Source organism: Streptomyces lichenis (assembly GCF_023218175.1).
Lineage (GTDB): Bacteria > Actinomycetota > Actinomycetes > Streptomycetales > Streptomycetaceae > Streptomyces > Streptomyces lichenis.
In genome coordinates this window covers 20,431-47,028 of sequence record NZ_JALPTH010000015.1, presented here as the reverse complement: position 1 = coordinate 47,028, position 26,598 = coordinate 20,431, and the positions used below count along the sequence as shown (strand labels likewise).

General features: G+C 73.2%; 25 protein-coding genes. 13 read left to right on the top strand and 12 right to left on the bottom strand.

The annotated features are described in order from the left end of the window. Nucleotides 1-3: 3 nt before the first annotated feature. A complete protein-coding gene (locus M1O15_RS16550) occupies nt 4-1,872 on the bottom strand; it encodes a glycoside hydrolase family 15 protein (protein WP_248634636.1) in 1,869 nt (622 codons plus the stop codon). A gap of 271 nt (nt 1,873-2,143) precedes the next feature. On the opposite strand from M1O15_RS16550, the gene M1O15_RS16545 reads away from it, so the two are divergent. Beyond that, the gene (locus tag M1O15_RS16545; protein WP_248634635.1) at nt 2,144-2,650 is read left to right on the top strand and encodes an NfeD C-terminal domain-containing protein; all 507 of its coding nucleotides are present in this window, start codon (nt 2,144-2,146) and stop codon (nt 2,648-2,650) included. A gap of 153 nt (nt 2,651-2,803) precedes the next feature. Then, nucleotides 2,804-4,228: a flotillin family protein gene (locus M1O15_RS16540; RefSeq protein WP_248634634.1), complete on the top strand. Its 1,425-nt coding sequence runs from the start codon at nt 2,804-2,806 to the stop codon at nt 4,226-4,228. A 61-nt stretch (nt 4,229-4,289) separates the two neighbouring features. Here the strand turns inward: M1O15_RS16540 and M1O15_RS16535 are convergent, their stop codons facing one another. The 5 genes from M1O15_RS16535 to M1O15_RS16515 all read right to left on the bottom strand — a co-directional run bounded on the left by M1O15_RS16535 (nt 4,290) and on the right by M1O15_RS16515 (nt 10,431). Next, complete coding sequence (locus M1O15_RS16535) at nt 4,290-5,129, bottom strand: SURF1 family cytochrome oxidase biogenesis protein (RefSeq protein WP_248634633.1); 840 nt, start codon at nt 5,127-5,129, stop codon at nt 4,290-4,292. A 685-nt stretch (nt 5,130-5,814) separates the two neighbouring features. Further along, nucleotides 5,815-6,051: a metallothionein gene (locus M1O15_RS16530; RefSeq protein WP_248634632.1), complete on the bottom strand. Its 237-nt coding sequence runs from the start codon at nt 6,049-6,051 to the stop codon at nt 5,815-5,817. Nucleotides 6,052-6,105: 54 nt separating this feature from the next. Beyond that, nucleotides 6,106-7,095, bottom strand: a complete 990-nt coding sequence (locus M1O15_RS16525; protein WP_248634631.1) for a DEDDh family exonuclease — start codon at nt 7,093-7,095, stop codon at nt 6,106-6,108. Between the two features lie 195 nt (nt 7,096-7,290). Beyond that, nucleotides 7,291-8,736 carry a CoA transferase gene (locus M1O15_RS16520; protein WP_248634630.1) on the bottom strand — a complete coding sequence of 482 codons (1,446 nt, stop codon included), beginning with the start codon at nt 8,734-8,736 and terminating at the stop codon, nt 7,291-7,293. Between the two features lie 156 nt (nt 8,737-8,892). Further along, on the bottom strand, nt 8,893-10,431 hold the full coding sequence (locus M1O15_RS16515; RefSeq protein WP_248634629.1) for a S8 family serine peptidase: 1,539 nt from the start codon (nt 10,429-10,431) through the stop codon (nt 8,893-8,895). A 374-nt stretch (nt 10,432-10,805) separates the two neighbouring features. Here M1O15_RS16515 and M1O15_RS16510 point away from each other — a divergent pair, with 374 nt between their 5' ends. The 3 genes from M1O15_RS16510 to moaA all read left to right on the top strand — a co-directional run bounded on the left by M1O15_RS16510 (nt 10,806) and on the right by moaA (nt 14,021). Next, nucleotides 10,806-11,174 carry a DUF485 domain-containing protein gene (locus tag M1O15_RS16510; protein ID WP_248634628.1) on the top strand — a complete coding sequence of 123 codons (369 nt, stop codon included), beginning with the start codon at nt 10,806-10,808 and terminating at the stop codon, nt 11,172-11,174. Further along, a complete protein-coding gene (locus M1O15_RS16505; protein ID WP_248634627.1) occupies nt 11,171-12,805 on the top strand; it encodes a monocarboxylic acid transporter in 1,635 nt (544 codons plus the stop codon). Before M1O15_RS16510 ends, M1O15_RS16505 begins: the two co-directional genes overlap by 4 nt. Nucleotides 12,806-13,031: 226 nt before the next feature. Beyond that, a complete protein-coding gene (gene moaA, locus M1O15_RS16500; RefSeq protein WP_248634626.1) occupies nt 13,032-14,021 on the top strand; it encodes a GTP 3',8-cyclase MoaA in 990 nt (329 codons plus the stop codon). A 14-nt stretch (nt 14,022-14,035) separates the two neighbouring features. Here the strand turns inward: moaA and M1O15_RS16495 are convergent, their stop codons facing one another. Continuing rightward, complete coding sequence (locus M1O15_RS16495) at nt 14,036-14,284, bottom strand: hypothetical protein (protein ID WP_248634625.1); 249 nt, start codon at nt 14,282-14,284, stop codon at nt 14,036-14,038. A 307-nt stretch (nt 14,285-14,591) separates the two neighbouring features. Further along, nucleotides 14,592-15,020 (bottom strand): DUF3099 domain-containing protein, encoded by a 429-nt coding sequence (locus M1O15_RS16490; RefSeq protein WP_248634746.1) that lies wholly within the window; start codon nt 15,018-15,020, stop codon nt 14,592-14,594. A 223-nt stretch (nt 15,021-15,243) separates the two neighbouring features. Here M1O15_RS16490 and M1O15_RS16485 point away from each other — a divergent pair, with 223 nt between their 5' ends. Then, nucleotides 15,244-15,525, top strand: coding sequence for a GlsB/YeaQ/YmgE family stress response membrane protein (locus tag M1O15_RS16485; RefSeq protein ID WP_248634624.1), 282 nt, complete (start codon nt 15,244-15,246; stop codon nt 15,523-15,525). A 105-nt stretch (nt 15,526-15,630) separates the two neighbouring features. On the opposite strand, the gene tyrS is transcribed toward M1O15_RS16485, so the two are convergent. From tyrS to M1O15_RS16470, 3 genes are read right to left on the bottom strand one after another with little or no spacing between them, the layout of a single operon-like run. Then, nucleotides 15,631-16,902 (bottom strand): tyrosine--tRNA ligase, encoded by a 1,272-nt coding sequence (gene tyrS / locus M1O15_RS16480; protein ID WP_248634623.1) that lies wholly within the window; start codon nt 16,900-16,902, stop codon nt 15,631-15,633. A gap of 57 nt (nt 16,903-16,959) precedes the next feature. Continuing rightward, entirely contained in the window at nt 16,960-18,363 is a 1,404-nt protein-coding gene (locus M1O15_RS16475; protein WP_248634622.1) for a metallopeptidase TldD-related protein, read from the bottom strand. After that, nucleotides 18,360-19,913 carry a TldD/PmbA family protein gene (locus tag M1O15_RS16470; RefSeq protein ID WP_248634621.1) on the bottom strand — a complete coding sequence of 518 codons (1,554 nt, stop codon included), beginning with the start codon at nt 19,911-19,913 and terminating at the stop codon, nt 18,360-18,362. Before M1O15_RS16470 ends, M1O15_RS16475 begins: the two co-directional genes overlap by 4 nt. 274 nt (nt 19,914-20,187) lie before the next feature. Between M1O15_RS16470 and fabG the strand changes: the two genes are divergently transcribed. From fabG to M1O15_RS16455, 3 genes are all read left to right on the top strand, one after another. Continuing rightward, complete coding sequence (gene fabG / locus M1O15_RS16465) at nt 20,188-20,907, top strand: 3-oxoacyl-[acyl-carrier-protein] reductase (protein WP_248634620.1); 720 nt, start codon at nt 20,188-20,190, stop codon at nt 20,905-20,907. A gap of 5 nt (nt 20,908-20,912) precedes the next feature. Next, on the top strand, nt 20,913-21,680 hold the full coding sequence (fabI, locus tag M1O15_RS16460; protein WP_248634619.1) for an enoyl-ACP reductase FabI: 768 nt from the start codon (nt 20,913-20,915) through the stop codon (nt 21,678-21,680). 190 nt (nt 21,681-21,870) lie between these two features. Next, complete coding sequence (locus tag M1O15_RS16455) at nt 21,871-22,254, top strand: hypothetical protein (RefSeq protein WP_248634618.1); 384 nt, start codon at nt 21,871-21,873, stop codon at nt 22,252-22,254. Between the two features lie 9 nt (nt 22,255-22,263). Here M1O15_RS16455 and M1O15_RS16450 read toward each other — a convergent pair whose 3' ends face one another. Further along, nucleotides 22,264-23,070, bottom strand: a complete 807-nt coding sequence (locus M1O15_RS16450; protein WP_248634617.1) for a FadR/GntR family transcriptional regulator — start codon at nt 23,068-23,070, stop codon at nt 22,264-22,266. 74 nt (nt 23,071-23,144) lie between these two features. Here M1O15_RS16450 and M1O15_RS16445 point away from each other — a divergent pair, with 74 nt between their 5' ends. The 4 genes from M1O15_RS16445 to M1O15_RS16435 all read left to right on the top strand — a co-directional run bounded on the left by M1O15_RS16445 (nt 23,145) and on the right by M1O15_RS16435 (nt 25,596). Continuing rightward, nucleotides 23,145-24,458: a CynX/NimT family MFS transporter gene (locus tag M1O15_RS16445; protein ID WP_248634616.1), complete on the top strand. Its 1,314-nt coding sequence runs from the start codon at nt 23,145-23,147 to the stop codon at nt 24,456-24,458. Nucleotides 24,459-24,475: 17 nt separating this feature from the next. Beyond that, nucleotides 24,476-24,598, top strand: coding sequence for an SGM_5486 family transporter-associated protein (locus M1O15_RS31445; protein WP_282576832.1), 123 nt, complete (start codon nt 24,476-24,478; stop codon nt 24,596-24,598). Nucleotides 24,599-24,818: 220 nt separating this feature from the next. Further along, the gene (locus tag M1O15_RS16440) at nt 24,819-25,025 is read left to right on the top strand and encodes a hypothetical protein (protein WP_248634615.1); all 207 of its coding nucleotides are present in this window, start codon (nt 24,819-24,821) and stop codon (nt 25,023-25,025) included. Between the two features lie 52 nt (nt 25,026-25,077). Next, nucleotides 25,078-25,596: a SixA phosphatase family protein gene (locus tag M1O15_RS16435; protein ID WP_248634614.1), complete on the top strand. Its 519-nt coding sequence runs from the start codon at nt 25,078-25,080 to the stop codon at nt 25,594-25,596. Nucleotides 25,597-26,598 lie beyond the last annotated feature (1,002 nt).

Here is a 26,598-nt window from a genome sequence, read left to right as displayed (position 1 = left end):
CGCCTATCCTGCCGTGTCCGCCGCACCCGCCCCGTCGGGGGCTTCGGCCAAGGCGTCGGCCGGGGCGGCTGGTGCGGCCGGGGCGGCCGGGGCGTCCGCGTTCTCCCGTTCCAGCGCGAGGGCGGTGTTCACCAGCCCGATATGGCTGAACGCCTGCGGGTAGTTGCCGAGCTGGCGACCGGCCGAGGCGTCGTACTCCTCCGCCAGCAGCCCGACGTCGTTGCGCAGCGCCAGCAGCCGCTCGAACAGCTCCCGGGCCTCCTTCACCCGGCCGGTCATCAGCAGCGCGTCCGCCATCCAGAACGAGCAGACCAGGAACGTCCCCTCCTCGCCGGGCAGTCCGTCAACGGCCGCGCCCTCGGTGCTGTACCGGTGGATGAAGCCGTTGTGGCCCAGCTCCTCGCGGATCGCGTCCACGGTGCCGATCGCCCGCGGGTCGTCCGGCGGCAGGAAGCCGAACCGCAGCATCAGCAGGACCGCCGCGTCCAGCTCCTTGGAGCCGTACGACTGGGTGAAGGTGTTGCGGACCGGGTCGTACCCGTTCTCGCAGACGTCCTTGTGCACCTCGTCGCGCATCCGGCGCCAGCGGTTGACGTCACCGGGCAGCGACGGATCGTCCTCCATGGTCCGCACCGCCCGGTCCGCGGCCACCCAGGCCATCACCTTGGAGTGCACGAAGTGCCGGCGCGGCCCGCGCACCTCCCACAATCCCTCGTCCGGCTGGCGCCAGGTCGACTCCAGGAAGCCCAGCAGGCTCAGTTGGAGGTTCCAGGCGTGCCGCTGCGCCGGCAGCCCCGCCTCCCGCGCCAGCCACAGCGAGTCGATGACCTCCCCGTAGACATCGAGCTGCAACTGCTCCACGGCGGCGTTCCCGGTGCGGACCGGACTGGAGCCCGCGTACCCGCGCAGCCAGGGCAGCTCCGCCTCCGGCAGCCGCCGTTCGCCCGCCAGCCCGTACATGATCTGCAGGTCCGCCGGGTCGCCGGCCACCGCCCGCAACAGCCAGTCGCGCCACTCGGCGGCCTCGTCCAGATAGCCCGCGGCGATCAGCGCGCCGAGCGTGAGGGTGGAGTCCCGCAGCCAGCAGAAGCGGTAGTCCCAGTTCCGTACGCCGCCCAGCTCCTCGGGCAGCGAGGTGGTCACCGCGGCCACGATCCCGCCGGTGGGGGCGTAGGTCATCGCCTTCAGGGTGATCAGGGAGCGCAGCACCGCCTCCCGGTAGGGCCCCTGGTAGGTGCAGCGCCCCGCCCACTCGGCCCAGTCCTCCAGGGTGTGCTCCAGCGCCTCGAACGGGTCGATCTGCGAGGGGCGCACCTCGTGCGAGGGATGCCAGGTCAGCACGAACGCCACCTGCTCGCCCTCCGACACCTCGAACGCCGAGCAGGTGCTGAACTGCTGGCCCCAGGTGCGGACCTCCGGCTCGCTGCGGAGCCATATCGAGTCGGGGCCCGCGACCGCCACCCGGTGTCCGTCCACCCGGCGCACCCAGGGCACGATGTTGCCGTAGTCGAAGCGCAGCCGGAGCACCGAGGACATCTCCACCGTGCCGCTGACGCCCTCGACGATCCGCACCACGTCCGGGGCCTGGTCGCGCTGCGGCATGAAGTCGACGACCTTCACGGTGCCGGTACGGGTCTCCCAGACCGTCTCCAGTACCAGGGACTCGCCCCGGTAGCCGCGGGAGGTGCACCGCCCGGCGCCCTTGGGGGCGAGCCGCCAGTGCCCGTTGTCCTCCGTGCCGAGCAGCGCGGCGAAACAGGCCGCCGAGTCGAACCGCGGCAGGCACAGCCAGTCGATGGAGCCGTCCATGCCCACCAGCGCGGCGGTCTGCAGATCGCCGATGAGGGCGTAGTCCTCGATACGTTGTGTCACGCTCTGGCGTCTTCCCACCTGGTACGACGGCTAAGCCCGCCGCCGCGGCGGTCGCCCCCGCCCGGCCCACGGACCGAGGCCGCCCGCCCGGAAGCCGCGCCGCGCGGACGGTGGCCGGCCGGGCAGCCGCGGCCCGCCGGAACTGCCGGGACACGGCAATGACAGGCCCCGAGCGGGGGTGGGATCATGGTCACGGCCCCGGGAGTTCTCCGGGGCGGTGCGCAGGGCCGGTACGTCCCGTACCGGGGTCCGTACGAAGGGGGCGGGGGACATGGGGGTATTCCTCGGGCTGGGCATCGCCGGGATCGTGCTGCTCGTCGCCTCCCTGGTGCTCGACGGAGTGCTGGAGGGCGTCTTCGACGGGGTGGGCGGCCTGCTGGACGGCTGGCTCTCCCTGCCGGTGATCGCCGGGTTCGTCTCGATGCTCGGCTTCACCGGGGCGATCGTGCTCGGCACCACCGGGCTGGGCGCGGGCCCCGCCACCGAGGTCGGAGCCGTGGCCGGCGCCGGCGCCGGGTGGCTCACCTGGCGGGTCAGCCGGGCCCTGATGAACGACGGGGGTACGGGCGCCCCGCGCGGCGACGACCTCGTCGGCACCACCGGGACGGTGGTCACCGCCATCCCCGGCGAGGGGTACGGCGAGGTGCTGCTGCGGGTGGCCGGCCAGCCGGTGAAGTTCGCCGCCAGATCGGCCGGCCCGGTCGGGCGCGGCGCGGAGGTCTGGGTCGAGCAGGCGCTGTCGCCCAGCGCGGTCCTGGTGCGCCCGGTGGAACGCTGACGGATCGTTTCCCCACGCGTCCCCGCCCCTCCGGCTCCGCCACTCCCCCCCGTCGCCGCCTTCCGTTTTCCCTTCCGTGTCCGCTTTCTCTTCCCTTTCCGCATGTCAGCCCCATCGATCTGCCTCCTCGGGACGGCAGGAGGGAGACACGTCATGAGTCCGGTCGCCATCGCAGTGGTGGGAGTCGTCGTACTCCTGGTGCTGCTCGGCCTCGTCGTGATCACGCGCTACAAGGTCGCCGGTCCGAGCGAGGCGTTCATCATCACCGGCCGCCGCGGCAAGAAGTCCACCGACCCGGAGACCGGGCGGGTGTTCACCGACAACAGCGGCCAGAAGGTCGTGGTCGGCGGAGGGGTCTTCGTCGTCCCCTTCGTCCAGCAGCGGTTCACCCTGGACCTCTCCTCCCGGCACATCCCCGTCGCCGTGCGCGGTGCGGTGACCCTGCGCGGGGTCAAGGCCAACCTCGAAGGTGTCGCCATCGTCAAGGTAGGCGGCGGCGAGGACTCGATCCGGGCGGCCGCCCAGCGGTTCCTGATGCAGCAGAACGGCATCGTCGGCTTCACCCAGGAAGTGCTCTCGGGTGCGCTGCGGTCCATCGTGGGCCGGATGTCGGTGGAGGACATCATCCGCGACCGCGCGGCGTTCGCCGGGCAGGTCGCCGAGGAGGCCGAGGCCAGCTTGTCCGGGCAGGGCCTGGTGCTGGACGCCTTCCAGATCCAGGACATCACCACCGAGGGCTCCTATCTGGAGGACCTGGGCCGGCCCGAGGCCGCGCGCGCCCGCCAGGAGGCCGACATCGCCGAGGCCGTCGCCCGCCGGGCGTCGGAGCAGGCCCGGCTGAAGGCCGAGGAGGAGATCGCGATCGCCCAGCGGACGTTTGCGCTCAAGCAGGCCGAGATCAAGGCGGAGACCGACGAGGCGGCCGCGAAGGCGGCGGCCGCCGGGCCGCTCGCCGAGGCCGACCGGCAGCAGGAGATCCTCAGCCAGCAGGAGAAGGTCGCCGAGCGGCAGGCCGCGCTCACCGATCGGGAGCTGGACACCCAGGTGCGCAAGCCCGCCGACGCCGCCCGCTACCAGGCCGAGCAGGAGGCCGAGGCCCGCCGGATCGCCCAGGTCAAGGAGGCCGAGGCGGACGCCCAGCGGGCCCGGCTGACCGGTGAGGGCGAGAAGGCCCACCGGGCGGCGCTGGCCGACGCGGTGCGGATCGAGGGTGAGGCCGAGGCCGCCGCCATCGCCGCGAAGGGCTCGGCCGAGGCGGAGGCGATGCGGAAGAAGGCCGACGCGTTCGCCCAGTACGGGGACGCGGCGGTGCTCCAGATGCTGGTCGAGGTGCTGCCGCAGGTCGTCGGCAAGGCGGCCGAACCGCTGAGCGCCGTGGACAAGATGACGGTCATCTCCACCGACGGCGCCACCAAGCTGACCCGGACCGTCACGGACAACGTGGCCCAGGGCATGGAGCTGCTGGGCTCCGCCACCGGTCTCGACCTGGCGGACCTGCTGAAGGGGCTCACCGCCCGCAGCCTCGGCACGGCGCCCGTGCCGGAGCAGTCCGCCCCGACCGGCGGGCAGGCCGGCTGACGCCGACGGAGGCGAGGCCCTTGGGCAGGCGTCCGGAGGGGCCCGGGTCAGGTGGCAGGAGTCAGGAGGCGGTGCCCGGGGTCCCCGCCACCGCCTCCGGACGCTCGCCGTCCGCGCCCCCGGCCTCCGCTGCCGCCGCCGCTTCGGCCGCGGCGGCGGCCAGCCGGTCCCGGCGCTCACGCCGGACCAGGACCACCCAGCCCACCGGCACCGCGGCGACGAACAGCCACCACTGCACCGCGTACGCCATATGGGGGCCGATGGAGTCGTGGTCGGGCTCAGGGATCTGCTCGGGACGGCCGTCGGCGGGCGTCGGAGCGGTCTGCTCCACATACCCGCCGAGCACCGGTCGCCCCAGGGTCCTCGCCGCCTGCCCGCTGTCGATGAGCATCACCTGGCGGGGCGGCAGGCCCTTGAGATCCTTGATCCCGCTGGCCCCGGTCGTCTCGTCCGCCTTGAGCCGGCCGGTGATCGTCACCCGGCCCTTGGGCGCGGGCGGCACCTCCGGGTAGGTCATCTGGTCCGGGGCGGCGGGGACCCAGCCGCGGTTCACCAGCACCGCGCGGCCGTCGGGGAGCACCAGCGGGGTGAGCACCAGCACACCGATCCGCTCGTCGGCCGAGGTGCGCCGGCGCACCACCACCTCGTGCTTCGCGTCGAAGGTGCCGGTCACGGTGGTGCGGCGCCAGTAATCCGAACGGGGCACGGTGTGACCCGGGGAGGTCAGCTCCGTCACCGGTACCGGCTCCGCCCGCAGGTTGTCCTCGATCAGCCCGTTCTGCTCCACCCGGTGCTCGTGCCGGTGGTACTGCCAGAAGCCCAGCTCGACCATCACGGGCATGAGCACGAGGGCCAGCAGGGTGAGGATCACCCACTGCCGGGACAACAGGAAGCGGTACACCCCATGACCGTACAACTCGGGCCCCGGACCGCCAGGCCCGGGGTCCCGCGCAGAGCCCGGCCGACCGCGACCCGGCCCGGGGTCCCGGAGGGCCCGCCAGGAGCGGGGGAGGCGAGAGCCGGGAGCCCGACCCGGACGGAGCCCCGGTTGCCCGCCGATCCGGCTCGGGCCGCCCGGAGCGGGGGAGGCGAGGGCCGAGAGCCCACCCCGCGGAGCCCCGCTTGCCCGGCGACCCGGCCCGGGCCCCGGTGGTCCGGCCCGGCCCTTGCCGCCCGGTGGTCCCTTCCGCACGCAGCCGCCCGGCGGTCCGGCCCGGCCCTTGCCGCTCGGCGATCTGGCCGGGCCGTCACCGGCCTACGCGCCGAGCCGTCACCGACGGCCGACTCAGGCCCGGCCTGGGCCGGTGTTCCGGGGCCGCCCCGGACCACTGGCAGTTCGGGCCGACCCCTGCCTGCGAGTCCGGCCGCCTCGGCCTACGCGCCGGCCGCCCCGTGCCGGCAGCTCGTAGGGCACCGTACCGACGGTCCGGGGGCCGATCTCGGCCTACGGGCCCGGGGCCGTCCCCGCGTCGGCAGTCCGGGTCGGCGTCGGCCGACCGTCCGGGGCCGCCTCGCCGGCGATTCGGCGGAGGTGGGCCCGGGCGGTGATGCTGCCGGGCTTCGGGCCGCGCCCGACACCGCGCCGCTCAGACCTTATCGACGATGCCGACCGCCCCCCTCTCCGCGCGGGCGCAGTGCGCTCCGCAGAACCAGTGCCCCTCCACCTCGACGCCCTGCCCGATGATCTGGACCCGGCAGTGCTCGCAGATCGGCGCCATGCGGTGGATGGCGCAGGCGAAGCAGTCGAAGACGTGCACCGCGCCCTGCGCGTGCACCTCGAAGGACATGCCGTAGTCGTTTCCGCAGACCTCACAACGTGCCATGCGCCACAGGGTGCGGCGCGGCACGCCGCCCGCCGGGGAGCAACGCCCGGTCCGTCACCCGTCTGCCGCCGCGCTCCCGCCGGGGGCCGGGGCGACGTCCCGCAGCAGCTGGGTGAAGGCCGCCTCGTCGATCACCGGGGTGCCGTACGCCTTCGCCTTGACCGTCTTGGAGGTGGCCGAGTCCGGGTCGTTGGTGACCAGCACACTGGTGAGCCGGGAGACGCTGGTGGCGATGTGCAACCCGGCCTCGACCGCGCGGTCCTCCAGCAGCTCTCGCTCCACCGAGGTGTCACCGGAGAAGGCCACCCGCATCCCCTGCACCAGCGCCCCGCCGACCTCGTAGCGGCCCGGGTTCGGATACGGGCAGGGCGTCCGCTTCCTGGTGGGGCGCCAGCCGCCCGGGCGGTACGAGGCCTGCCGGCCGACCCGCGGGGTGGCGGGTCCTGAGACCCACTCGGTCAGCGGCAGGCACTCCAGCAGCGGGAGCCGCACACCTCCGGCGGCGGCCGCGTGCAGGCTCGGCCGGAACGCCTCCGCCAGCACCCGGGCGTCGTCCAGGGCATGGTGCGCGCGCTGCTGCACCACGCCGAAGTGGCTTGCCAGTGCCTCCAGGCGGAAGTTGGGCAGCGGCAGGGCCAGCTCCTTGGAGAGCGCGATGGTGCACAGCCGCTGGCGGACCGGAGCGGTGCGCTCCGCCCGGGCGTACTCGCGGGCGATCATCGACCAGTCGAAGACCGCGTTGTGCGCGACGAGCACCCGCCCGTCGAGTCTCGCCGAGAACTCGGCCGCGATCTCCGCGAAGAGCGGAGCCCCTTCCAGCACCTCGCTGGTCAGTCCGTGGATCCACACCGGGCCCGGGTCGCGCTCGGGGTTGACCAGGGTGTACCAGTGGTCCTCCACCTCGCCCCGGGCGTCCAGCCGGTAGACGGCAGCCGACACTATCCGGTCGTCGCGGGCGAGCCCGGTGGTCTCCACGTCGACCACCGCGTACCCCTGTGGGTAGGCGGCGGGCCAGATGCCTGCTGTCGTCGGATCGTCGAGCATGGTTCCCGAGAATAGAGCCCGCCACCGACAACGCGGTCGGCGGGCGGCCCGGACACCCGTACGGCATGGGCGGATTGACCGAGTGGAATGTCCGTTTCATTGCGGTACGGGGGTGTGGTGTCGGGTGTAGTACCAGGCGTGATGGCTCGTCAGGTCGGCGGTTTCCGCCCGTCGGTCCGCCGCCGCTCGCCGTCGTCATCCGTGGTCCGTCCACCGCGCCGGGTCCGCTCCCCATCGCCCCGACGGGCGGGCCCAGTCCACCGGGCCGCCCTGGTAGGACACCGGTGAGCGCGCATAGCCCAGCACACCCAGAGGCCCGGTCCTCTCCAGCATCCACCGCCCGGGGTCGTCTCCCTCCCGGTCGTCCATCCCTGGAGGCACCGCCGCCGGGGCGTGCTCCGGGCGCAGTTCGCGGAGCAGCCAGTGCGCGGTGCGGGCGAGGGTCAGCCGGGCGAGGGCGCCGCCGCCGTCCTGGTGCCGCTCGGTCAGCGAGCGGAGCACGGCGGCGGCCAGCAGATAGCCCGTACCGTGGTCCAGCGCCTGCGCCGGAAGGGCGCCCGGGGCGGCCGGGGAGCCTTCCAGCTCGGCGATGCCCGTGGCGGCCTGGACCAGGCTGTCGAAGCCGCGCCGTCCCCGCCAGGGCCCCTGGCGGCCCCAGGCGGACAGTTCCGCGACCACCAGCCCGGGGCGGGCGGCGGCCAGCTCCCGGGCGCCGAGCCCGAACCGGTCGAGGGCGCCGGGCCGGTAGCCGGTCACCACCACGTCCGCCTGCCCGAGGAGGTCCTCGAAGGTCCGGCGGTCGGCGGTCCGGCCCAGGTCGAGCAGGGCCGACCGCTTGCCGAGCCCGGTGTCGTTGTGCGCCTCCTGACTCTCCGGCAGGAAGGGGGCGTCGATCCGCAGCACCTCCGCACCGAGCAGCGCCAGCGTCCGGGTGGCGACCGGCCCGGCCAGCACCCGGGTCAGATCCAGCACCCGCACGCCCGCGCACGGCTGGGCGAGCGTGCCGCCGGCCGGGAGCGGGAGGGAACCGCCGGTGCGCTCCCTCGCCGTCAGCGGCTGCCCGGCCAGCAGGGCGCCCTGCTCACCGGCCGCCCAGCGGCCCGGGGACCGTACCGCCACGGCGAGGCCCCCGGCCGCGTACACCGCCTCCTCCACCTCCTCGGCGGTCCGGGCGGCGACCGCCCGCGCCATCAGGGCGGGGAGCGCGTCACCGCCGTCCGGCAACCCGAGGGCGGCGAGCAGCCGGGCGCGGTGGTGCGGGTAGTTGGCGTGGGTGCGCACAAAGCCGTCCGAGGCGCGCCAGAACCGGGAGAGCGGGGCGAAGGTGTCCCAGGCCCGTCCGTCCAGCCGGACCAGCCGGTCGCTGACGAAGGCGGCGGCCACCGCCCCGTCGTCCACCGTGACCGGGGGGACGGATCGCCGCCCGGCACGTGTCGCGGCCAGCTCGGCGGCGGCCAGCGAGCAGACCGCCACCGCCGAACGGGCCAGCTCCCGCACCGGCAGCCGGGCGGGCAGCGGAACGCCATCCCTGTGGGCGGCGACATAAGTGACCCGGTCGAGGAGCGCGGGCCCGCCGTCGAGCGCCCGCCATGCCCCCGCCGCACCACCGCCGATGACGACCGGTTCTTCCCGAGGTTCCATGATCTTGAGGATGGCATCCGGCGCCGGGCCGCGGAATGGTGCCACCAGGCGAATGCGAGCGGGGGCCTTCCGGAGCAGGCGAAGGGGGCCTCCCGGTGTCATCGACCTCCGGGAAGCCCCCCGTCACCTACCAGAAATAGCGGACCCGCGGGTCCGCTACTTGCGGACGGCCCTCAGCGCGTTGGTCAGACCGGCGCCGTAGAAGCTGTTGTCGTCCACACCGCCGGTGCAGACCGCGTCCACCGTGCCGTCGCCGTTGATGTCGTACGGCTCCGGGCAGGCGGTGCTCTCGGCCTGGCTGGTGATCAGCCGCTCCACCTTGTCCGCCGAGGCGCTGGGGTGGGTGGACTTGATCAGCGCGGCCACACCGGCCACATGCGGGGAGGCCATCGACGTACCGGCCTTGTAGCCGTACTTGCCGCCCGGCAGCGTGGAGAGGATGAGGCCGTTGGTGGCCGGGGCCTGCGGCGGCTGGTAGACGGTGGAGTCACCGCCCGGCGCGGCGATGTCCACCACGCCCAGGCCGTAGTTGGAGTACGAGGACTTCAGGTCCTTGGCGCCGGTCGCCGACACGGTGATCACACCGTCCAGCATGGTCGGCACGTCCGGGCAGACCGACGGGTCGACCTTGCGCTCGACCGGGGTGGTGTCGTTGGGGCTGGTGGTGTCGGTGACCTCGTCCGCCGCCAGGTCGGTGCGGGCGTTGCCGGCCGCCGCGACGTTGACGGTGCCCTTGTCCCAGGCGTACGAGGTGGCCCGCTGGAGCGCCTCGACCAGGGCGCCCTGGTCCAGGTCGTTCTTGCAGGTGAACTGCCACGGGTCCACGTAGTAGCTGTTGTTGGTGACCTCGACGCCGTTCTCGGCGGCCCACATGAAGCCGCAGACCACGGCCTCGGTGTAGAAGAAGCCGTCCGGGGTGGAGACCTTGATGCCGGAGACCTTCACCCCGGGGGCGACGCCGGTGATGCCGACACCGTTCTTGGCGGCGGCGATGGTGCCCGCGACATGGGTGCCGTGGTCGCTCTCGCCGGCGGCCGGGCGCCAGGAGCCGGGCGTGGTGTCCGCCTTGCCGCTCACGCAGTTGGCGGAGGCGGCGGTGTCGAAGTTGGGCGCCAGGTCCGGGTGGGTGTCGTCCACACCGGTGTCGATGACCGCGACGGTCACCTTCTTGCTGCCGAGGGTCTTCTCGTGCGCCTTGTCGGCCTGGATGGCCGGCAGGTCCCACTGCAGCGGCTGGAACGGGTCCTCGTCTTCCTCCGCCTTCGCCGCCGCCTCGCGCGCGTCCTTGGCGCTCAGCGGCTGCTCGGCGACGCGGACGTCGGTGGTGCTCGCGGCGGCCAGCGGGGCGGTCCGGGTGGCGCCCGCGGACTTCACGCCCCGCACGGTGCGTATCGTCTTGGCGAACTCGGGGTTCGTCGAGTGGACGACGATCACGCCTATCTTGTCGTAGGACGTGACGATCTCCCCGCCCGCCTGGGATATCGCCTTCTTCACCGCCTTGGCGGCCGCGTTCCCGCCCGAGACGTTCACCACGTACGACAGCTTCGGGCCGACCGTGCGGACGCTCGCCACGGCGGGCGCCTCCGTCTGCGGGACGGCCGCGGCGGCCGCCGGCATCAGACCGAGCGAGGCGGTGAGGGCCAGACCGGCGGGCAGCGCGAGTACGCGCCCGCGACCGGTTCCCAGATGAGCCATGGGTTCTCCACATCATCCGTGACGTCCGTCCGCACACGGCTGCGTGTGGACGGGTACATGACGAGCGAAGCTATCGCCGATCATCCCCGTCCTTCAATGGGTGCAGGGGAGTTGGCGGTCAAGTGGATCGGCGCCCTCCGGAACCGTCGCGTTCTCCCCGCCCATGAGGCGCCCGGCGCGGGGGCGCACGCGGCCCGGCGCGCGGTGGCCGAAGAACGACCGTCACCGGAAAGAGGCCGCAGGTGAACCGCGTCGCCGCGGCGTCCGTGCCGTTGTCATGTCAGGGGGGCCGCCTCAATCGAGCGCCGGCTCCCGGCCGATCGCCGGCCGTCACGTCCGTTGCCCAGCGCAGCCGCGTCAACGAGGAGAGTTCCGTGGCCACCGCAAGCCCGCCGCCGCCCGAGGACCGACCGGAGCGCCGTCCCGTCCAGCCCACGACCGAGGAGTTCGAGCAGGTTCAGGGGAGCGCCGAGTTCGGTGAACTGCGCCGGTCCTACCGCTCCTTCGCCTTCCCGCTGACCATCGCCTTCATCTCCTGGTACCTGCTGTACGTGCTGCTGTCCAACTACGCGGGCGGCTTCATGGGCACCAGGCTCTTCGGCAACATCAACGTGGCCCTGGTCCTGGGCCTCGCCCAGTTCCTCACCACCTTCCTCATCGCCTGGCTCTACTCGCGCCACGCCGCGGCGAAGCTCGACCCCAAGGCCGAGGCCATCAAGTCCCGTATGGAGGCCGGAGCATGAGCAGCACCCACAGCGTCCTGCTGACCACCGCGGCCGCCAACGACGCCTCCGAGCACCGGCCGCTGATCATCACCCTCTTCGCGGCCTTCGTCCTCGCCACCCTCGCCATCACCATCTGGGCCGGCCGGCAGACCAGATCCGCGGCCGACTTCTACGCCGGCGGGCGGCAGTTCACCGGCTTCCAGAACGGGCTCGCCATCTCCGGCGACTACATGTCCGCCGCGTCCTTCCTCGGCATCGCCGGCGCCATCTCCCTCTTCGGCTACGACGGCTTCCTCTACTCCATCGGCTTCCTGGTCGCCTGGCTGGTCGCCCTGCTGCTGGTCGCCGAACCGCTGCGCAACTCCGGCCGCTACACGATGGGCGACGTCCTCGCCTACCGGATGCGCCAGCGCCCGGTCCGCACCGCCGCCGGCACCTCCACCATCGTGGTGTCGATCTTCTACCTGCTCGCCCAGATGGCCGGCGCCGGCGTCCTGGTCTCGCTGCTGCTCGGCATCACCTCCGACGGCGGCAAGATCGCCATCGTCGCCCTGGTCGGCGTGCTGATGATCCTCTACGTGACCATCGGCGGCATGAAGGGCACCACCTGGGTCCAGATGGTCAAGGCCGTGCTGCTCATCGCCGGCACCCTGCTGATCACCTTCCTGGTGCTGCTGAAGTACGGCTTCAACGTCTCCGAACTCCTCGGCAAGGCCGCCGAGAACAGCGGCAAGGGCGCCGCCTTCCTGGAGCCCGGCCTCAAGTACGGGCTGACGCCCACCTCCAAGCTGGACTTCCTCTCCCTCGGCATCGCCCTGGTCCTCGGCACCGCCGGACTGCCGCACATCCTCATCCGCTTCTACACCGTGCCCACCGCCAGGGCCGCCCGGAAGTCGGTCAACTGGGCCATCGGCATCATCGGCGCCTTCTATCTGATGACCATCGCCCTCGGCTTCGGCGCCGCCGCCATCGTCGGTCCCGAGGAGATCACCGCCTCCAACAAGGCCGGCAACACCGCCGCCCCGCTGCTCGCCCTGCACATCGGGGGAGTGGACTCGGCCGGCGGCGCCATCCTGCTCGCGGTCATCTCCGCCGTCGCCTTCGCCACCATCCTCGCCGTGGTCGCCGGACTGACCCTCGCCTCCTCCTCGTCCTTCGCCCACGACATCTACGCCAACGTCATCCGCAAGGGCCAGGCCACCGAGAAGGAGGAGGTACGCGCGGCCCGCTACGCCACCGTCCTGATCGGCATCGTCTCCATCGGCCTCGGCGCCATGGCCCGCGACCTCAACGTGGCCGGCCTGGTCGCGCTCGCCTTCGCGGTCGCCGCCTCCGCCAACCTGCCCACCATCCTCTACAGCCTGTTCTGGAAGCGGTTCACCACCCAGGGCGCGCTCTGGTCGATCTACGGCGGACTGGCCTCCTCCGTGCTGCTGGTGCTGTTCTCGCCGGTCGTCTCCTCCAAGCCGACCTCGATGTTCCCGGGCGTCGACTTCGCCTGGTTCCCGCTGGAGAACCCCGGGCTGATCTCCATCCCGCTCGGCTTCCTCCTCGGCTGGCTCGGCTCGCTGCTCTCCAAGGAGGAGCCGGACCGCGGCAAGTACGCCGAGCTGGAGGTCAAGTCCCTCACCGGCGTCGGCGCCCACTGACCCCGGACCCGGCCCCGGACCCGGGCCCTTCCGGCCACCTCGGGTGACCGACCGCGGCCGTGTCGTGGCGATCTCGTAGATCCCTACGACACGGCCGCGCCGCTTGTGTGGTCAATGGCCCGTGTCGTTGTCCTACCCCTCACGTAGGCTCAATGAGGAGATGCGAACCGGACAGACAGCCGGACAGACAGCCGGGAAGACGGACTGCCGGGAAGGGGGCCCTACCGTGCTCATCGACACCTTCGGCCGCGTGGCCACCGACCTGCGCGTGTCGCTCACCGACCGGTGCAACCTGCGCTGCACCTACTGCATGCCCGAAGAGGGCCTGCAGTGGCTCGCCAAGCCCGACCTGCTCACCGACGACGAGATCGTCCGGCTGATCCACCTGGCCGTCACCGAGCTCGGCATCACCGAGGTCCGCTTCACCGGCGGCGAGCCCCTGCTCCGCCCCGGCCTCGTCGGCATCGTCGAGCGCTGTGCCGCGCTGGAGCCCCGCCCCACCCTCTCCCTGACCACCAACGGCATCGGGCTGAAGCGCGCCGCGCCCGCACTGAAGGCCGCCGGCCTGGACCGGGTCAACGTCTCGCTGGACACCCTGCGCCCGGACGTCTTCAAGACCCTCACCCGCCGCGACCGCCACCGGGACGTCATCGAGGGACTGCACGCCGCCCGGGACGCCGGCCTCACCCCCGTCAAGGTCAACTCCGTGCTGATGCCCGGGCTCAACGACGACGAGGCACCCGAGCTGCTCGCCTGGGCGGTCGAGCACGACTACGAGCTGCGCTTCATCGAGCAGATGCCGCTCGACGCACAGCACGGCTGGAAGCGCGACGGCATGATCACCGCCGGGGACATCCTTGCCTCGCTGCGCACCCGCTTCACCCTCACCCCGGAGGGCGACGAGCAGCGCGGCTCGGCCCCCGCCGAGCGCTGGGTGGTGGACGGCGGCCCGCACCGCGTCGGCGTGATCGCCTCGGTGACCAGGCCCTTCTGCCGGGCCTGCGACCGCACCCGGCTCACCGCCGACGGCCAGGTCCGCACCTGCCTGTTCGCCCGCGAGGAGACCGACCTGCGGGCCGCGCTCCGCTCCGGTGCCCCGGACCGGGAGATAGCCGAGCTGTGGCGGACCGCGATGTGGGGGAAGAAGGCCGGTTCCGGTCTGGACGACCCCAGCTTCCTCCAGCCCGAGCGGCCCATGTCGGCCATCGGCGGCTGAGGCGGACAGCTGGGTCAGTCGCCGGTGCCGCCCTGCCGGGATTCCCACTCGGCCAGCGCCACCACGTCCTTCAGGAACCCGCGCACCCCCAGGAACTGCGACAGGTGCTCGCGATGCTCCTCGCACGCCAGCCAGGTCTTGCGGCGGTCCGGGGTGTGCAGCTTGGGGTTGTTCCACGCCAGCACCCACTCCGCCGCGGCCCGGCAGCCCTTCGCGGAGCAGATCGGAGCGTCGGCCTCGACGGGTTCGGGACTCGGAAACACGCGTACACGTCCAACGTTCGCAGAGGATCAGCGGGGAGGAGAAGGGCGAAAAAGGCGACGCCGGGCAGCCACGGGGGGAGCTGCCCGGCGTCGGTCCGTCGCTCCGACGGGGGATGCGGAGCGCGTAGAAAGTATGTCACGGGCAGCGGCCCCACGGGCACGGAAACACACGATCGATCTGAGCTTTTCTTGAGCTTCGCAGGCCGGAACAGAGGCTGAACGAGGCCGGAACGGAGCCGTCCGCGCGGAACCCTCCGCTCCACCGGAGCGGGCCGGGTGGAACCCCGCGCTCCACCTGCCGCCGCGCTCAGGCCGCCGGGTGCTCCGCCCCGTCACGCGGTCCCTCCCGAGGCTCCTCGTCCGGGCGGTCGCGACGGTCGTCCGCCGTCGCATCGCCCTGCGGGGACCCGGAGTCGCCCTGCGGGGTCCAGGAGCCCGCGGTGAGCATCGGCCGCTCCTGCGGTCCCACCCCCATGAAGCTGGAGGGCAGCGAAGGGGCGCTCTCCCGGCCCGCGTTGGCGATCACCACGGCGACGTACGGCAGCACCGCGCCGAGCACCAGGGCCACGATCGCCACATGGCGCTCCACGTTCCACAGCGAGGCGGCCGCGATCACCGAGAGCGTACGGATGGACATGGAGATCACATAGCGCCGCTGCCGGCCCCGGACGTCGTCCGCCAGGCCCTGGCGGGCGCCCGTGATCCGGAAGACCTCATCGCTGCCGTGCTTCCGCATCATGTGCCCCACCGCCCGCGTCCGCGTCCGGCGCTTCCCCGGCCGGACCTGCCTCCCACGGTACGCCCGCCATCGGCCGGCCACGAGAGGGGGTCCCACCAGCGGGGATGCCCCCGCCGGCGCCGCCCCCGCCGCTCACGCGCCGAAGTCCGACATGCGCGTTGCGCCAAGGCGCTCCAGACTTGTCGGGACTGCTCACGTCGATCCGTCAGAGGAGGCAGCCATGGGCTGGTTGTGGGCGATCATCGTCGGATTCGTGCTGGGACTGCTCGCCAAGGCGATCCTGCCAGGCAAGCAGCACAGCCCGCTGTGGCTGATCACCATCTTCGGCATCATCGGTGGCATCGTCGGCAACGCCCTCGCGCGGGCCTTCGGCATCGAGGCGACCCCCGGCATCGACTGGGGCCGCCACATCCTCCAGGTGGTCGCGGCCGTCGTCATCGTCGGCCTCGGCGACATGCTCTACATGTCCACCCGCGGCAAACGACATCAGCAGCGCGCCTAGCGCACGCACCCGCGGGGCCGCGGCCCCGTCGCGTACGAGTGAAGGGCGGCGGCCCGGGCACCGCAAGGCACCCGGGCCGCCGCCCCGTACATCCCACCGCCGGCCTCAGCCCGCGGCCGCCACCTCGATCGCGGCCAGGTTCTTCTTGCCGCGCCGCAGCACCAGCCAGCGCCCGTGCAGCAGCTCGTCGGCGGACACCTCGGCGTCCTCGGCGGTGACCTTCACGTTGTTCACGTAGGCGCCGCCCTCCTTGACCGTACGGCGGGCCGCGGACTTGCTGGGGGCGAGGCCGACCTCGGCGAACAGGTCCACCACGGCCCCCGGCGCCGCCACCTTGGCGTGCGGCAGCTCGGCGAGCGCGGCGGCCAGCGTCGCCTCGTCCAGCTCACCCAGCTCGCCCTGGCCGAACAGCGCCCTGGAGGCGTTGATCACGGCGGCGCACTGGTCGGCGCCGTGCACCAGGGTGGTCAGCTCCTCGGCCAGCGCCCGCTGGGCGGCCCGGACCTGCGGCCGCTCCTCGGTGACCCGCTCCAGCTCCTCCAGCTCCTCCCGGCTGCGGAAGGAGAGGATCCGCGCGTACGCGGAGATGTCCCGGTCGTCCACGTTCAGCCAGAACTGGTAGAAGGCGTACGGGGTGGTCATCTCCGGGTCCAACCAGACGGCCCCGCCCTCGGTCTTGCCGAACTTGGTGCCGTCCGCCTTGGTCATCAGCGGGGTCGCCAGCGCGTGCACGGAGGCGTCCGGCTCCAGCCGGTGGATCAGGTCGAGCCCGGCCGTGAGGTTGCCCCACTGGTCGCTGCCGCCCTGCTGGAGGGTGCAGCCGTAGCGCCGGTACAGCTCCAGGAAGTCCATCCCCTGGAGCAGCTGGTAGCTGAACTCGGTGTAGCTGATGCCCTCCTGCGACTCCAGCCGCCGGGCGACCGAGTCCTTGGTCAGCATCTTGTTGACCCGGAAGTGCTTGCCGATGTCCCGCAGAAACTCGATCGCGGACAGCCCCGCGGTCCAGTCCAGGTTGTTGACCATGACCGCGGCGTTCTCCCCCTCGAAGGAGAGGAACGGCTCGATCTGGGACCGCAGCCGGGACACCCAGGCCGCGATGGTCTCCGGGTCGTTCAGGGTGCGCTCGGCGGTCGGACGGGGGTCGCCGATCTGGCCGGTCGCCCCGCCGACCAGCGCCAGCGGCCGGTGCCCGGCCCGCTGGAGCCGGCGGACGGTGAGCACCTGCACCAGGTGCCCGACGTGCAGACTGGCCGCGGTCGGGTCGAAGCCGCAATAGAATGTGACGGGACCGTTCGCCAGAGCCTTACGCAGGGCGTCCTCGTCGGTGGACTGGGCGAACAGCCCACGCCACTTCAGCTCGTCGACGATGTCCGTCACGGTCTCGCGTCTCCTCAGTCCGTCGTGTTCACAGGTTTCCGGGCCAGTCTAGGCGGGTCACACCCCCTTGCTGACCGAGCTCATGTTGAAGTCCGGCACCCGCAGCGGCGGCATCGCGGCCCGGGTGAACCAGTCGCTCCACTCCCGCGGCAGGGTCCGCTCGGTGCGGCCCGCCTCGACCGCCCGGGACAGCAGGTCCACCGGCGACTCGTTGAAGCGGAAGTTGTTCACCTCGCCGACCACCTCGCCGTCCTCGACCAGGTACACCCCGTCCCGGGTCAGCCCGGTCAGCAGCAGCGTCGCCGGGTCCACCTCGCGGATGTACCAGAGGCAGGTCAGCAGCAGCCCGCGCCCGGTGGCGGCGGTCATCTCCTCGATGGACCGCCCACCTCCGCCGTCCAGGATCAGGTTGCCCGCCGCCGGGGCCACCGGGAGCCCGGTCAGCTCGGCGCTGTGCCGGGTGGCGACCAGCCGCTCCAGCCGCCCGCCGCTCATCCACTCCACCGGCGCCACCGGCAGCCCGTTGTCGAACACCGAGGAGTCGTCGCCCGAGGAGTGCGCCACCACGAACGGCGCCGACTCCAGGCCCGGCGCGCCCGGGTCGCTGCGCAGGGTCAGCGGCAGCGGCGAGAGCGTCTCGCCCACCCGCGTACCGCCGCCCGGGCGGGAGAAGACCGTGCGGCCCTCCGCCGCGTCCCGGGCCGCCGCCGACCACAGCAGGTAGATCAGCAGGTCCGCGACCGCGGTGGGCGGCAGCAGCGTCTCGTACCGCCCGGCCGGCAGCTCCACCTTCCGCTCCGCCCAGCCCAGCCGGACCGCCAGCTCGGCGTCCAGGGCCAGCGGGTCCACATCGGCGAAGTCCCGGGTGGCGCGGCCCGCCCACGCCGAGCGGGTGCGGTCCGGGGACTTGGCGTTCAGCTCCAGCGTCCCGGACGGCTGGTCGTGCCGCAGCCGCAGCCCGGTGGAGGTGCCCAGATAGGTCGAGGTCAGCTCGTGGTTGGCGAAGCCGTACAGCTCCCGCCCGCCGGCCCGGGCCCGGCCGAAGGCCTCGCCCAGCGCCGGCGCGAACGCGGCGAACACCCCCGAGCCGGTCTCGGCCGGCGCGTCGGTGAAGTCCGGGCCGCCACCGCGGTACGCCGGCGCGTCCGCGACCAGCGGCCGGGCGTCCTCGGCCGGCCCCGCCGCCCGGGCCGCCGCCTCGGCGGCGCGCACCAGCGGCTCCAGCTCGTCGGCGGTCACCGCGGCCCGGGAGACCACCCCGGAGGCGGTGCCCTCGGAGCCGTCCACGGTGGCGATCACCGTCAGGGTGCGGCCCCGGGTGACCCCGTTGGTGGTCAGCGCGTTCCCGGCCCAGCGCAGATTGGCCGAGGACTGCTCGTCGGCGATCACCACGCAGCCGTCCGCGCGGGACAGCTCCAGGGCGCGCTCGACGATCTCGTACGGCTTGGCAGCGGGGCTCATCGGCCGGCCTCCTGGGTCGTGTTCAAGATGTTGACGCCGCGGAACAGGGCGGACGGGCAGCCGTGCGACACCGCCGCCACCTGCCCCGGCTGGGCCTTGCCGCAGTTGAACGCGCCGCCCAGGACGTAGGTCTGCGGACCGCCGACCTTCTCCATCGAGCCCCAGAAGTCGGTGGTGGTCGCCTGGTAGGCGACGTCCCGCAGCTGCCCGGCCAGCCGGCCGTTCTCGATGCGGAAGAACCGCTGCCCGGTGAACTGGAAGTTGTAGCGCTGCATGTCGATCGACCAGGAGCGGTCGCCGACCACGTAGATCCCGCGCTCCACCCCGCCGATCAGGTCCTCGGTGGACAGCCCGCCCGGCTCCGGCGCCAGCGAGACGTTCGCCATCCGCTGCACCGGCACATGGCCGGGGGAGTCGGCGAACGCGCAGCCGTTGGAGCGGCCCAGCCCGGTCAGCCGGGCGATCCGCCGGTCCAACTGGTAGCCGACCAGCCGCCCGTCCCTCACCAGGTCCCAGCTCTGCGCCGCCACGCCCTCGTCGTCGTAGCCGATCGTCGCCAGCCCGTGCTCGGCGGTCCGGTCACCGGTCACGTTCATGATCGACGAGCCGTAGGCCAGCTTGCCCAGCTGGTCGAAGGTGGCGAAGGAGGTGCCCGCGTACGCCGCCTCGTACCCCAGCGCCCGGTCCAGCTCGGTGGCGTGCCCGATCGACTCGTGGATGGTCAACCACAGGTTGGAGGGGTCCACCACCAGGTCGTAGCCGCCCGGCTCCACGCTCGGCGCGCGCATCTTCTCCGCCAGCAGCCCCGGCAGCCGCTCCAGCTCGGCGTCCCAGTCCCAGCCGGTGCCGGTCAGGTACTCCCAGCCGCGCCCCACCGGCGGCGCGATGGTCCGCATCGAGTCGAACTCGCCGGTCGTCGCGTCCACCGCCACCGCGGTCAGCTGCGGATGCACCCGCACCCGCTGCTGGGTGGTGACCGTGCCCGCCGTGTCCGCGTAGAACTTGTTCTCGTGCACGGCCATCAGGGAGGCGTCCACATGCGCCACCCCGTCGGCCCGCAGCAGCCGCGCGCTCCAGTCCGCGAGCAGCGCGCCCTTCTCCGCGTCCGCCACCGTGAACGGGTCGATCTCATACGAGGAGACCCAGGTGCGGTCCGCGTGCACCGGCTCCTCGGCCAGCTCCACCCTCCCCCAAGGACTTCGTCCAGGGGGGACCCCCACGTCCGAGCCCGCCGCCGCGATCACCCGCGCCGACAGCTTGGCCATCTCCACCGCCTGCGAGGCCACCTTCGCCGCCGCGTCCATGGACAGGTCCACCCCCGAGGCGAACCCCCACGCCCCGCCGTGCACCACCCGCACCGCGTATCCGAGGTCGGTGGCGTCGGAGGAGCCCGCGGGCTTGGCGTCCCGCAGCCGCCAGGAAGCGCTGCGCACCCGCTCCAGGCGGAAGTCGGCATGCTCGGCGCCGAGCGCGCGGGCCCGCGCGAGCGCCGCGTCGGCCAGCGCCCGCAGGGGCAGCGTGGTGAAGGCCGCGTCGATGGAATGAGGCACGGATTGTCTCCTGTCGTCGAGACGGGTCGCCCCGATCATGTCGCGCCCCGGGGACCGATTCCAGCGGGTTCGCCGACGGGGGAGCGGCCGGCCGGCCGCCCCGCCCCGCCCGCCGCCCCCCGGGGCCTTCCGGTGGATCCGGGGGAGTCAGGGGATCTTCTGTAGGGATCCGACAGCCCGTGCGGTACGCCACTGTCAGGGCCCGATTCTCCGTACCGCCCCCCCGACCGATAGTTTGCAGACGTACCAGACCGCAGAGCGAAAGGGTGAACCGTTGAGCCGCTCGGTTCTCGTCACCGGAGGAAACCGGGGGATCGGCCTCGCCATCGCCCGTATGTTCGCCGACGCCGGCGACAAGGTCGCCATCACCTACCGGTCCGGGGAGCCGCCGGCCGCCCTGACCGAGGCCGGCTGCCTGGCCGTGCGGTGCGACATCACCGACACGGAGCAGGTGGAGCAGGCCTACAAGGAGATCGAGGAGAGGCACGGTCCGGTGGAGGTGCTGGTGGCCAACGCCGGCGTCACCAAGGACCAGTTGCTGATGCGTATGACCGAGGAGGACTTCACGTCCGTCCTCGACACCAACCTCACCGGCACCTTCCGCGTCGTCAAGCGCGCCAACCGCGGCATGCTGCGCGCCAAGAAGGGCCGCGTGGTCCTCATCTCCTCGGTGGTCGGACTCCTCGGCTCGGCGGGGCAGGCGAACTACGCCGCCTCCAAGGCCGGCCTGGTCGGCTTCGCCCGCTCGCTCGCCCGTGAACTCGGCTCGCGCAACATCACCTTCAACGTCGTGGCACCCGGCTTCGTCGACACCGACATGACCAAGGCGCTCACCGACGAGCAGCGCGCCGGCATCGTCAAGCAGGTGCCGCTCGGCCGGTACGCGCAGCCGGACGAGATCGCGGCCGCGGTCCGCTTCCTGGCGTCCGACGACGCCTCGTACATCACTGGAGCCGTCATCCCGGTTGACGGCGGATTGGGCATGGGTCACTGAGTCACATGAGCGGAATCCTCGACGGCAAGCGCGTCCTGATCACCGGAGTGCTGATGGAGTCCTCCATCGCCTTCCACACCGCCAAGGTGGCCCAGGAGCAGGGCGCGGAGATCATCCTCACCGCCTTCCCCCGCCCGACCCTGACCGAGCGCATCGCCCGGAAGCTGCCCAAGCCCGCCAAGGTCATCGAGCTCGACGTCACCAACGACGAGCACCTGGCCCGCGTCGAGGAGGTCGTGCGCGCGGAGCTCGGCGGCCTGGACGGCGTGGTGCACTCCATCGGCTTCGCCCCGCAGGACGCCCTCGGCGGCAACTTCCTGAACACCCCCTTCGAGTCGGTCGCCACCGCGATGCACGTCTCGGCGTTCTCGCTGAAGTCGCTCACCATGTCCTGCCTGCCGCTGATGGAGAACGGCGGCTCGGTCGTCGGCCTCACCTTCGACGCGCAGTTCGCCTGGCCGCAGTACGACTGGATGGGCCCGGCCAAGGCCGCGCTGGAGGCCACCAGCCGCTACCTCGCCCGCGACCTGGGCGAGCGGAACGTCCGCTGCAACCTGATCTCCGCCGGGCCGCTCGGCTCGATGGCCGCCAAGTCCATCCCGGGCTTCGGCGACCTGGCCAAGGTCTGGGACGAGCGCTCCCCGCTGGCCTGGGACATGAGCGACCCGGAGCCGGCCGGCCGCGGCGTCGTCGCCCTGCTGTCGGACTTCTTCCCGAAGACCACCGGCGAGATCGTGCATGTCGACGGCGGTGTGCACATCATGGGCGCCTGACCGGCCCCCCGCGCCGTACGTATGTGAAGGCCGCGCCCCGTCCCGGATCGCCTCCGGACGGCGCGCGGCCTTCGCGCGTACCGGCCCGCCCTCCAGAGGGTCACCCCGCCGAGTCGTAGAGTCACCGCCACCACGGCAGAATGGGGACGGAACGGGACGAAGGTTCCGTGGCGTGTGGGGAGGTGTGGCTGTGCGTACGAAGCACCACCCGGCCGGTCGCCGGGTACGGCACCACCGGGGGCACCGGACGGCGGCGGCCCTGTCGGCCGTCGCGGCCCTCACGGCCGTACTCGCCGGCGGGGCCCTCGGAGCCAGGGCGTACGGCGGTGAGCGCGCCGACCGGGAGGCGGTCTGCCGCACCTCCGTCGAGGGCTCCCGGGTGACCGCGTACTGCCACAACCCCTACCCCCGCACCGACCGCGTCCAGCTCCATGTGGAGTGCGCGCGCTGGTGGGACATCGACTCCGACGGAGCGCCCGTGGACATCGCCCCGGCCGGCTACGCCGAGTTCGACGGCCGCTGCTGGAAGGAGATCACCACCGCCTGGCTCAGCCACCAGCCGGTGGCGGGCTGAGGCGGCGGGTCACCCGGCAGGCGCCGGGGGAGCGGCGACGTCCGCGGCCGATCCCGCACCCGGGCCGGTTTCCGCTGCCACGCCCGGGCCGGTGTCCGCTGCCGTGCCCGTGCCCGTGCCGGCATCCGTCGCCGTGCCCGTGCCCGCCGGCGCCCGCAGGCAGAGGAACGGATAGCCCGCCGCCTCCGACTCCGCCAGCTCCGCGTCGCCGGCCCGGATCGCCTCCACCAGCCGGGCGTGGTCCATGTGGTTCTCCGGCCGCAGCTCCTCGCCCACATCGGCCCGGAGCCAGTCCCGCAGCAGATGCCCCAGGTCGGCGTAGACCTCCGACAGCACCTCGTTGTGCGAGGCTGTCACCACGGCCTGGTGGAACGCCGCGTCCACCTGCACGAACAGCTCGGCGTCCCCGGCCTGCCAGGCGTCCTCCCGGCGCTCCAGGAGCGCGTCGAGCGCCCGCAGGTCCCGCTCGGTGCGGCGGGCGGCGGCCAGCCGGGCCGCCGAGGACTCCAGGGTGGAGCGCAGCTCGGCGACATGGCGCGGATCGGCCCCGGCGAACCGCCGGTGCATCACCCCGGCCAGCTCGCTGGTGGCGATGACATAGGTGCCCGAGCCCTGCCGGATGTCCAGCAGCCCGTTGTGGGCGAGTGCCCGGACCGCCTCGCGGACCGTGTTGCGGGCCACCCCCAGCTGCTCGACCAGCTCGGGCTCGGTGGGGATGCGCGAACCGACCGGCCACTCGCCGGACGTGATCTGGCCGCGCAGGGCGGCGATCACCTGGTCGGACAGCCCCGATCGGCGGGGCGAGCTGAGAGCCATGGTGCTCCTTGGCGGACGACGGGAGTGGCTGACGAGCTGGACAACCAATCATCCCATGATTCTATGATGGGGTCATGTCCGACCCGCAGCAGACCTCCGCGACCACCGCCGCCACTCTCGCCCCGCCCTCCCCTGCCGCCCCGGCCTCCCCGGTGGCGGCGAAGGCGCCGCGGCCGTCTGCGGGCTGGCTCACCCGGCTGCTGATGGCCGGACTCGTCCTCGCCGCGCTCAACCTCCGCCCGGCCATCACCAGCCTCGGCGCCCTGCTGGAGGAGGTCCGCGACGGACTCCACATGAGCGGTGGCACGGCCGGACTGCTCACCTCGGTGCCACCGCTCTGCTTCGCCGTCTTCGGCTCCCTCGCGCCCCGGCTCTCCCGGCGCCTCGGCCCGGGCAGGGTGGTCCTCGCCGGCATGGCCGCCATCACCGCCGGGCTGCTGCTGCGGCCCTTCGCCGGCGGGACGGCCGCCTTCCTGGCCGCCAGCGCCCTCGCGCTGATGGGCATCGCGCTCAGCAACGTCCTGATGCCGGTGATCGTCAAGCGGTACTTCCCGGACCGGGTCGGCACCATGACCGGCCTGTACTCCATGTCGCTGGCCCTCGGCACCTCCCTGGCGGCGGCCGCCACCGTGCCGCTCACCCAGGCACTCGGCGGCGACTGGCGCCTCGGGCTCGGCGTCTGGGCCGGCCTCGGCGTGCTGGCCGTCGCGGTCTGGCTGCCACTCGCCCGCACCCGCGTCCGGGCGGCCGAAGACACCCCGGAGGCCCCTCAGGCATCCGGCCCGGCTACGGCTCCGGAGGCTCCCGCCCTCCGGATGGCCCGCAGCCGCACCGCCTGGGCGCTCGCCTGCTTCTTCGGACTCCAGGCCACCGGCGCGTACATCACCATGGGCTGGATGCCGCAGATCTTCCGGGACGCCGGGGTCTCCGCCGGCACCGCCGGAGTGCTGCTGGCCGTCACCATGGTCATGGGCGTGCCGCTGGCCTTCGTCATCCCCCGGCTCGCCACCCGGATGCGCAACCAGGGGCCGATCGTGGTCGCGCTGGCCCTGTGCGGCCTGACCGGGTACGCCGGACTGCACCTCGCCCCGGCGGGCGGGGCCTGGGTCTGGGCGGTGCTGCTGGGCGTCTCGAACTGCGCCTTCCCGCTGGCCCTCACCATGATCGGCATGCGCTCGCGGACCGGTGCCGGGGTGGTCCGGCTCTCCGCCTTCGCCCAGAGCGTCGGCTATCTGATCTCCATCCCGGGCCCCATCCTGGTCGGCACCCTCTACGAGCACAGCGGCGGCTGGGACCTGCCGCTGACGCTGATGGCCGCGCTGATGGTGCCGCAGATGGTCGTGGGCGTGCTGGCCGGACGGGACCGGACGATCGAGGACGAGGGGTGAGGTGCGAGACTGGGCGCATGCAGCAGCCTGTGCTCGACCCGAATCCGCAGAACGGCCAGAAGAAGCTCCTCCTCGTCTTCGGCGCGATGCTCGCCATCGGCACGGTGATCGGCATCATCGCCACCCTCGTCTCCCCCTGAGGCCTGAGGCCTGAGGCCTGAGCCCTGGGGCCGAGACCGCCCATGGTTGCGGGGGACAACCCCAGCCCCCACTAGGGGGCCGGCCTCAGGGTGAAGTAGGTGGTCTGCCGGATGGGAACGGGGGCACCGGCTCCGTAGCGTGGAGATCACCGGGAGACGTCCGGCACCTGGCGTCGCCCGGCGATCTTCCCACCGCCACGGACCGGACCACGGAGGCGCCATGTCGGCCCGCACCCATCAGGGCGTTTCCCCCGCGCCCCCCATCGCCCCCGGCACCCGGCTACCCTGGTGGGCGGCCGCGCTCCCGGTCCTCGTCTTCACGGCCCTGCTCGCCCTGATGGCCACCGGCCCCGGAGCGCCCGCGGCCCGCGGCGACGCCGAGGTCGGCCGGGTGCTCCAGCGGATACAGCAGACCCTCACGCCCTGACCACGGCCAACGCCCCACGCCCACGGGCGGGTTTCATGCGAAGCTGGGAGACATGAGCGCCGACACACCCCGCAGGATCGTGCTCCTCCGGCATGCCAAGGCCGACTGGCCGCAGGTGTCCGACCACGAGCGGCCGCTCGCCGAGCGCGGCCGCAAGGACGCCCCGGTCGCCGGCCGCCGGCTCGCCGAGACCGGCATCCCCTTCGGCCTGGCCCTGTGCTCCACCGCGACCCGGACCCGGGAGACCTGGAAGCTCGCCGTGCAGGAGCTGTCCGACCGGCCTCGGACCGTCTACGAGGAGCGGCTGTACGAGGCCTCCGCCGGCGAGATCATCGCGCTGCTCAACGAGACCCCCGAGGACGTCCGCGACCTGCTGGTCATCGGCCACAACCCCGGCATGCACGCCGTCGCCGAGGCACTCTCCGGCGGCGCCGAGGGCGACACCCGGACCCGGATGAACCGCGGCGGCTTCCCGACCGCCGCGTTCGCCGTGGTCTCCTTCACCGCCCCCTGGAAGTCCCTGGAGATCGGCGTCGGCACCCTCACCGACTACTGGACCCCGAACGCCTGAGGCGCCCCGGGCCTGCCCGGGCCGGTCACGCCCACCACGCGCTGACGGGCGAGGGTGACGACCCGGCCCCGAGCTGGGCCGCCCGGTTCGCCACTGCCGAGTTCCACGTCACCGCCGGGGTGTGCGGCGGCGCCGTACCCGCCGACAGCGGCGCCGACCGTCGCCATCGGCCGTCATGCCCAGCCCCCGGTCGGCCCGCCGCCTTGGTACGCGTCACCCCACCGCCTCGGTACGCGGCGCCCCGCCTGGTCGGCGCAGCCGCACAGACAGGACCGCCGGGCGCCGCCCGCCGGTCCCGGCGACGGCCGCCACGGGCCGTACGGGCCTAGGGCCCGGGGCCGTCCCACGGGCCTACGCGCCTACGGGTCCGTGGGCGTCTGTCCCGGGCTGGGCTCCGCGGTGGGGCGGCCCTGCTGCCCGCCTTCGCGTCTCGCGCGTCTCCGGCTTCCGCGTCTGCGGCCTGCCCCCACGGCCGGCCAGCCCACACTCCCCGTCCACCGGCCCTGTCCGCCGTCCCCGCGCGCGGCCCCGGGCTCCGGGTCTCAGCCCCGTACCCCGCGACCGTCGGCCCCGCGCGTACCCATGCGGCCCGCACTCCCTGTCGGCCGGCCCTGTCCGCCGTCCCGCTCGCGGCCCCCGGCTCCGGGCTCCGGCCCCCGGCTCCGGGCCTCGGCCCCGTACCCCGCGACCGTTGGCCCCGCGCGTACCCATGCGGCCCGCCCGCCCCGGCCGGACCCCATACTCCCCGGCATCGGCGAAAGTGGCCGGGCGGCCTGCACTCCCCGTCCACCGGCCCTGTCCGCCGTCCCGCTCGCGGCCCCCGGCTCCGGGTCTCAGCCCCGTACCCCGCGACTGTCGGCCCCGCCCGTACCCCGCGACCGTCGGCCCCGCGCGTACTCCATGGGGCCCGCCCGCCCCGGCCCGTCGCCTCTGCTCCTGGCCCTGGCCACTCCCCGCGACCGTCGGCCCCGCGCGTGCCCCATGCGGCTCGCCCGCCCCGGC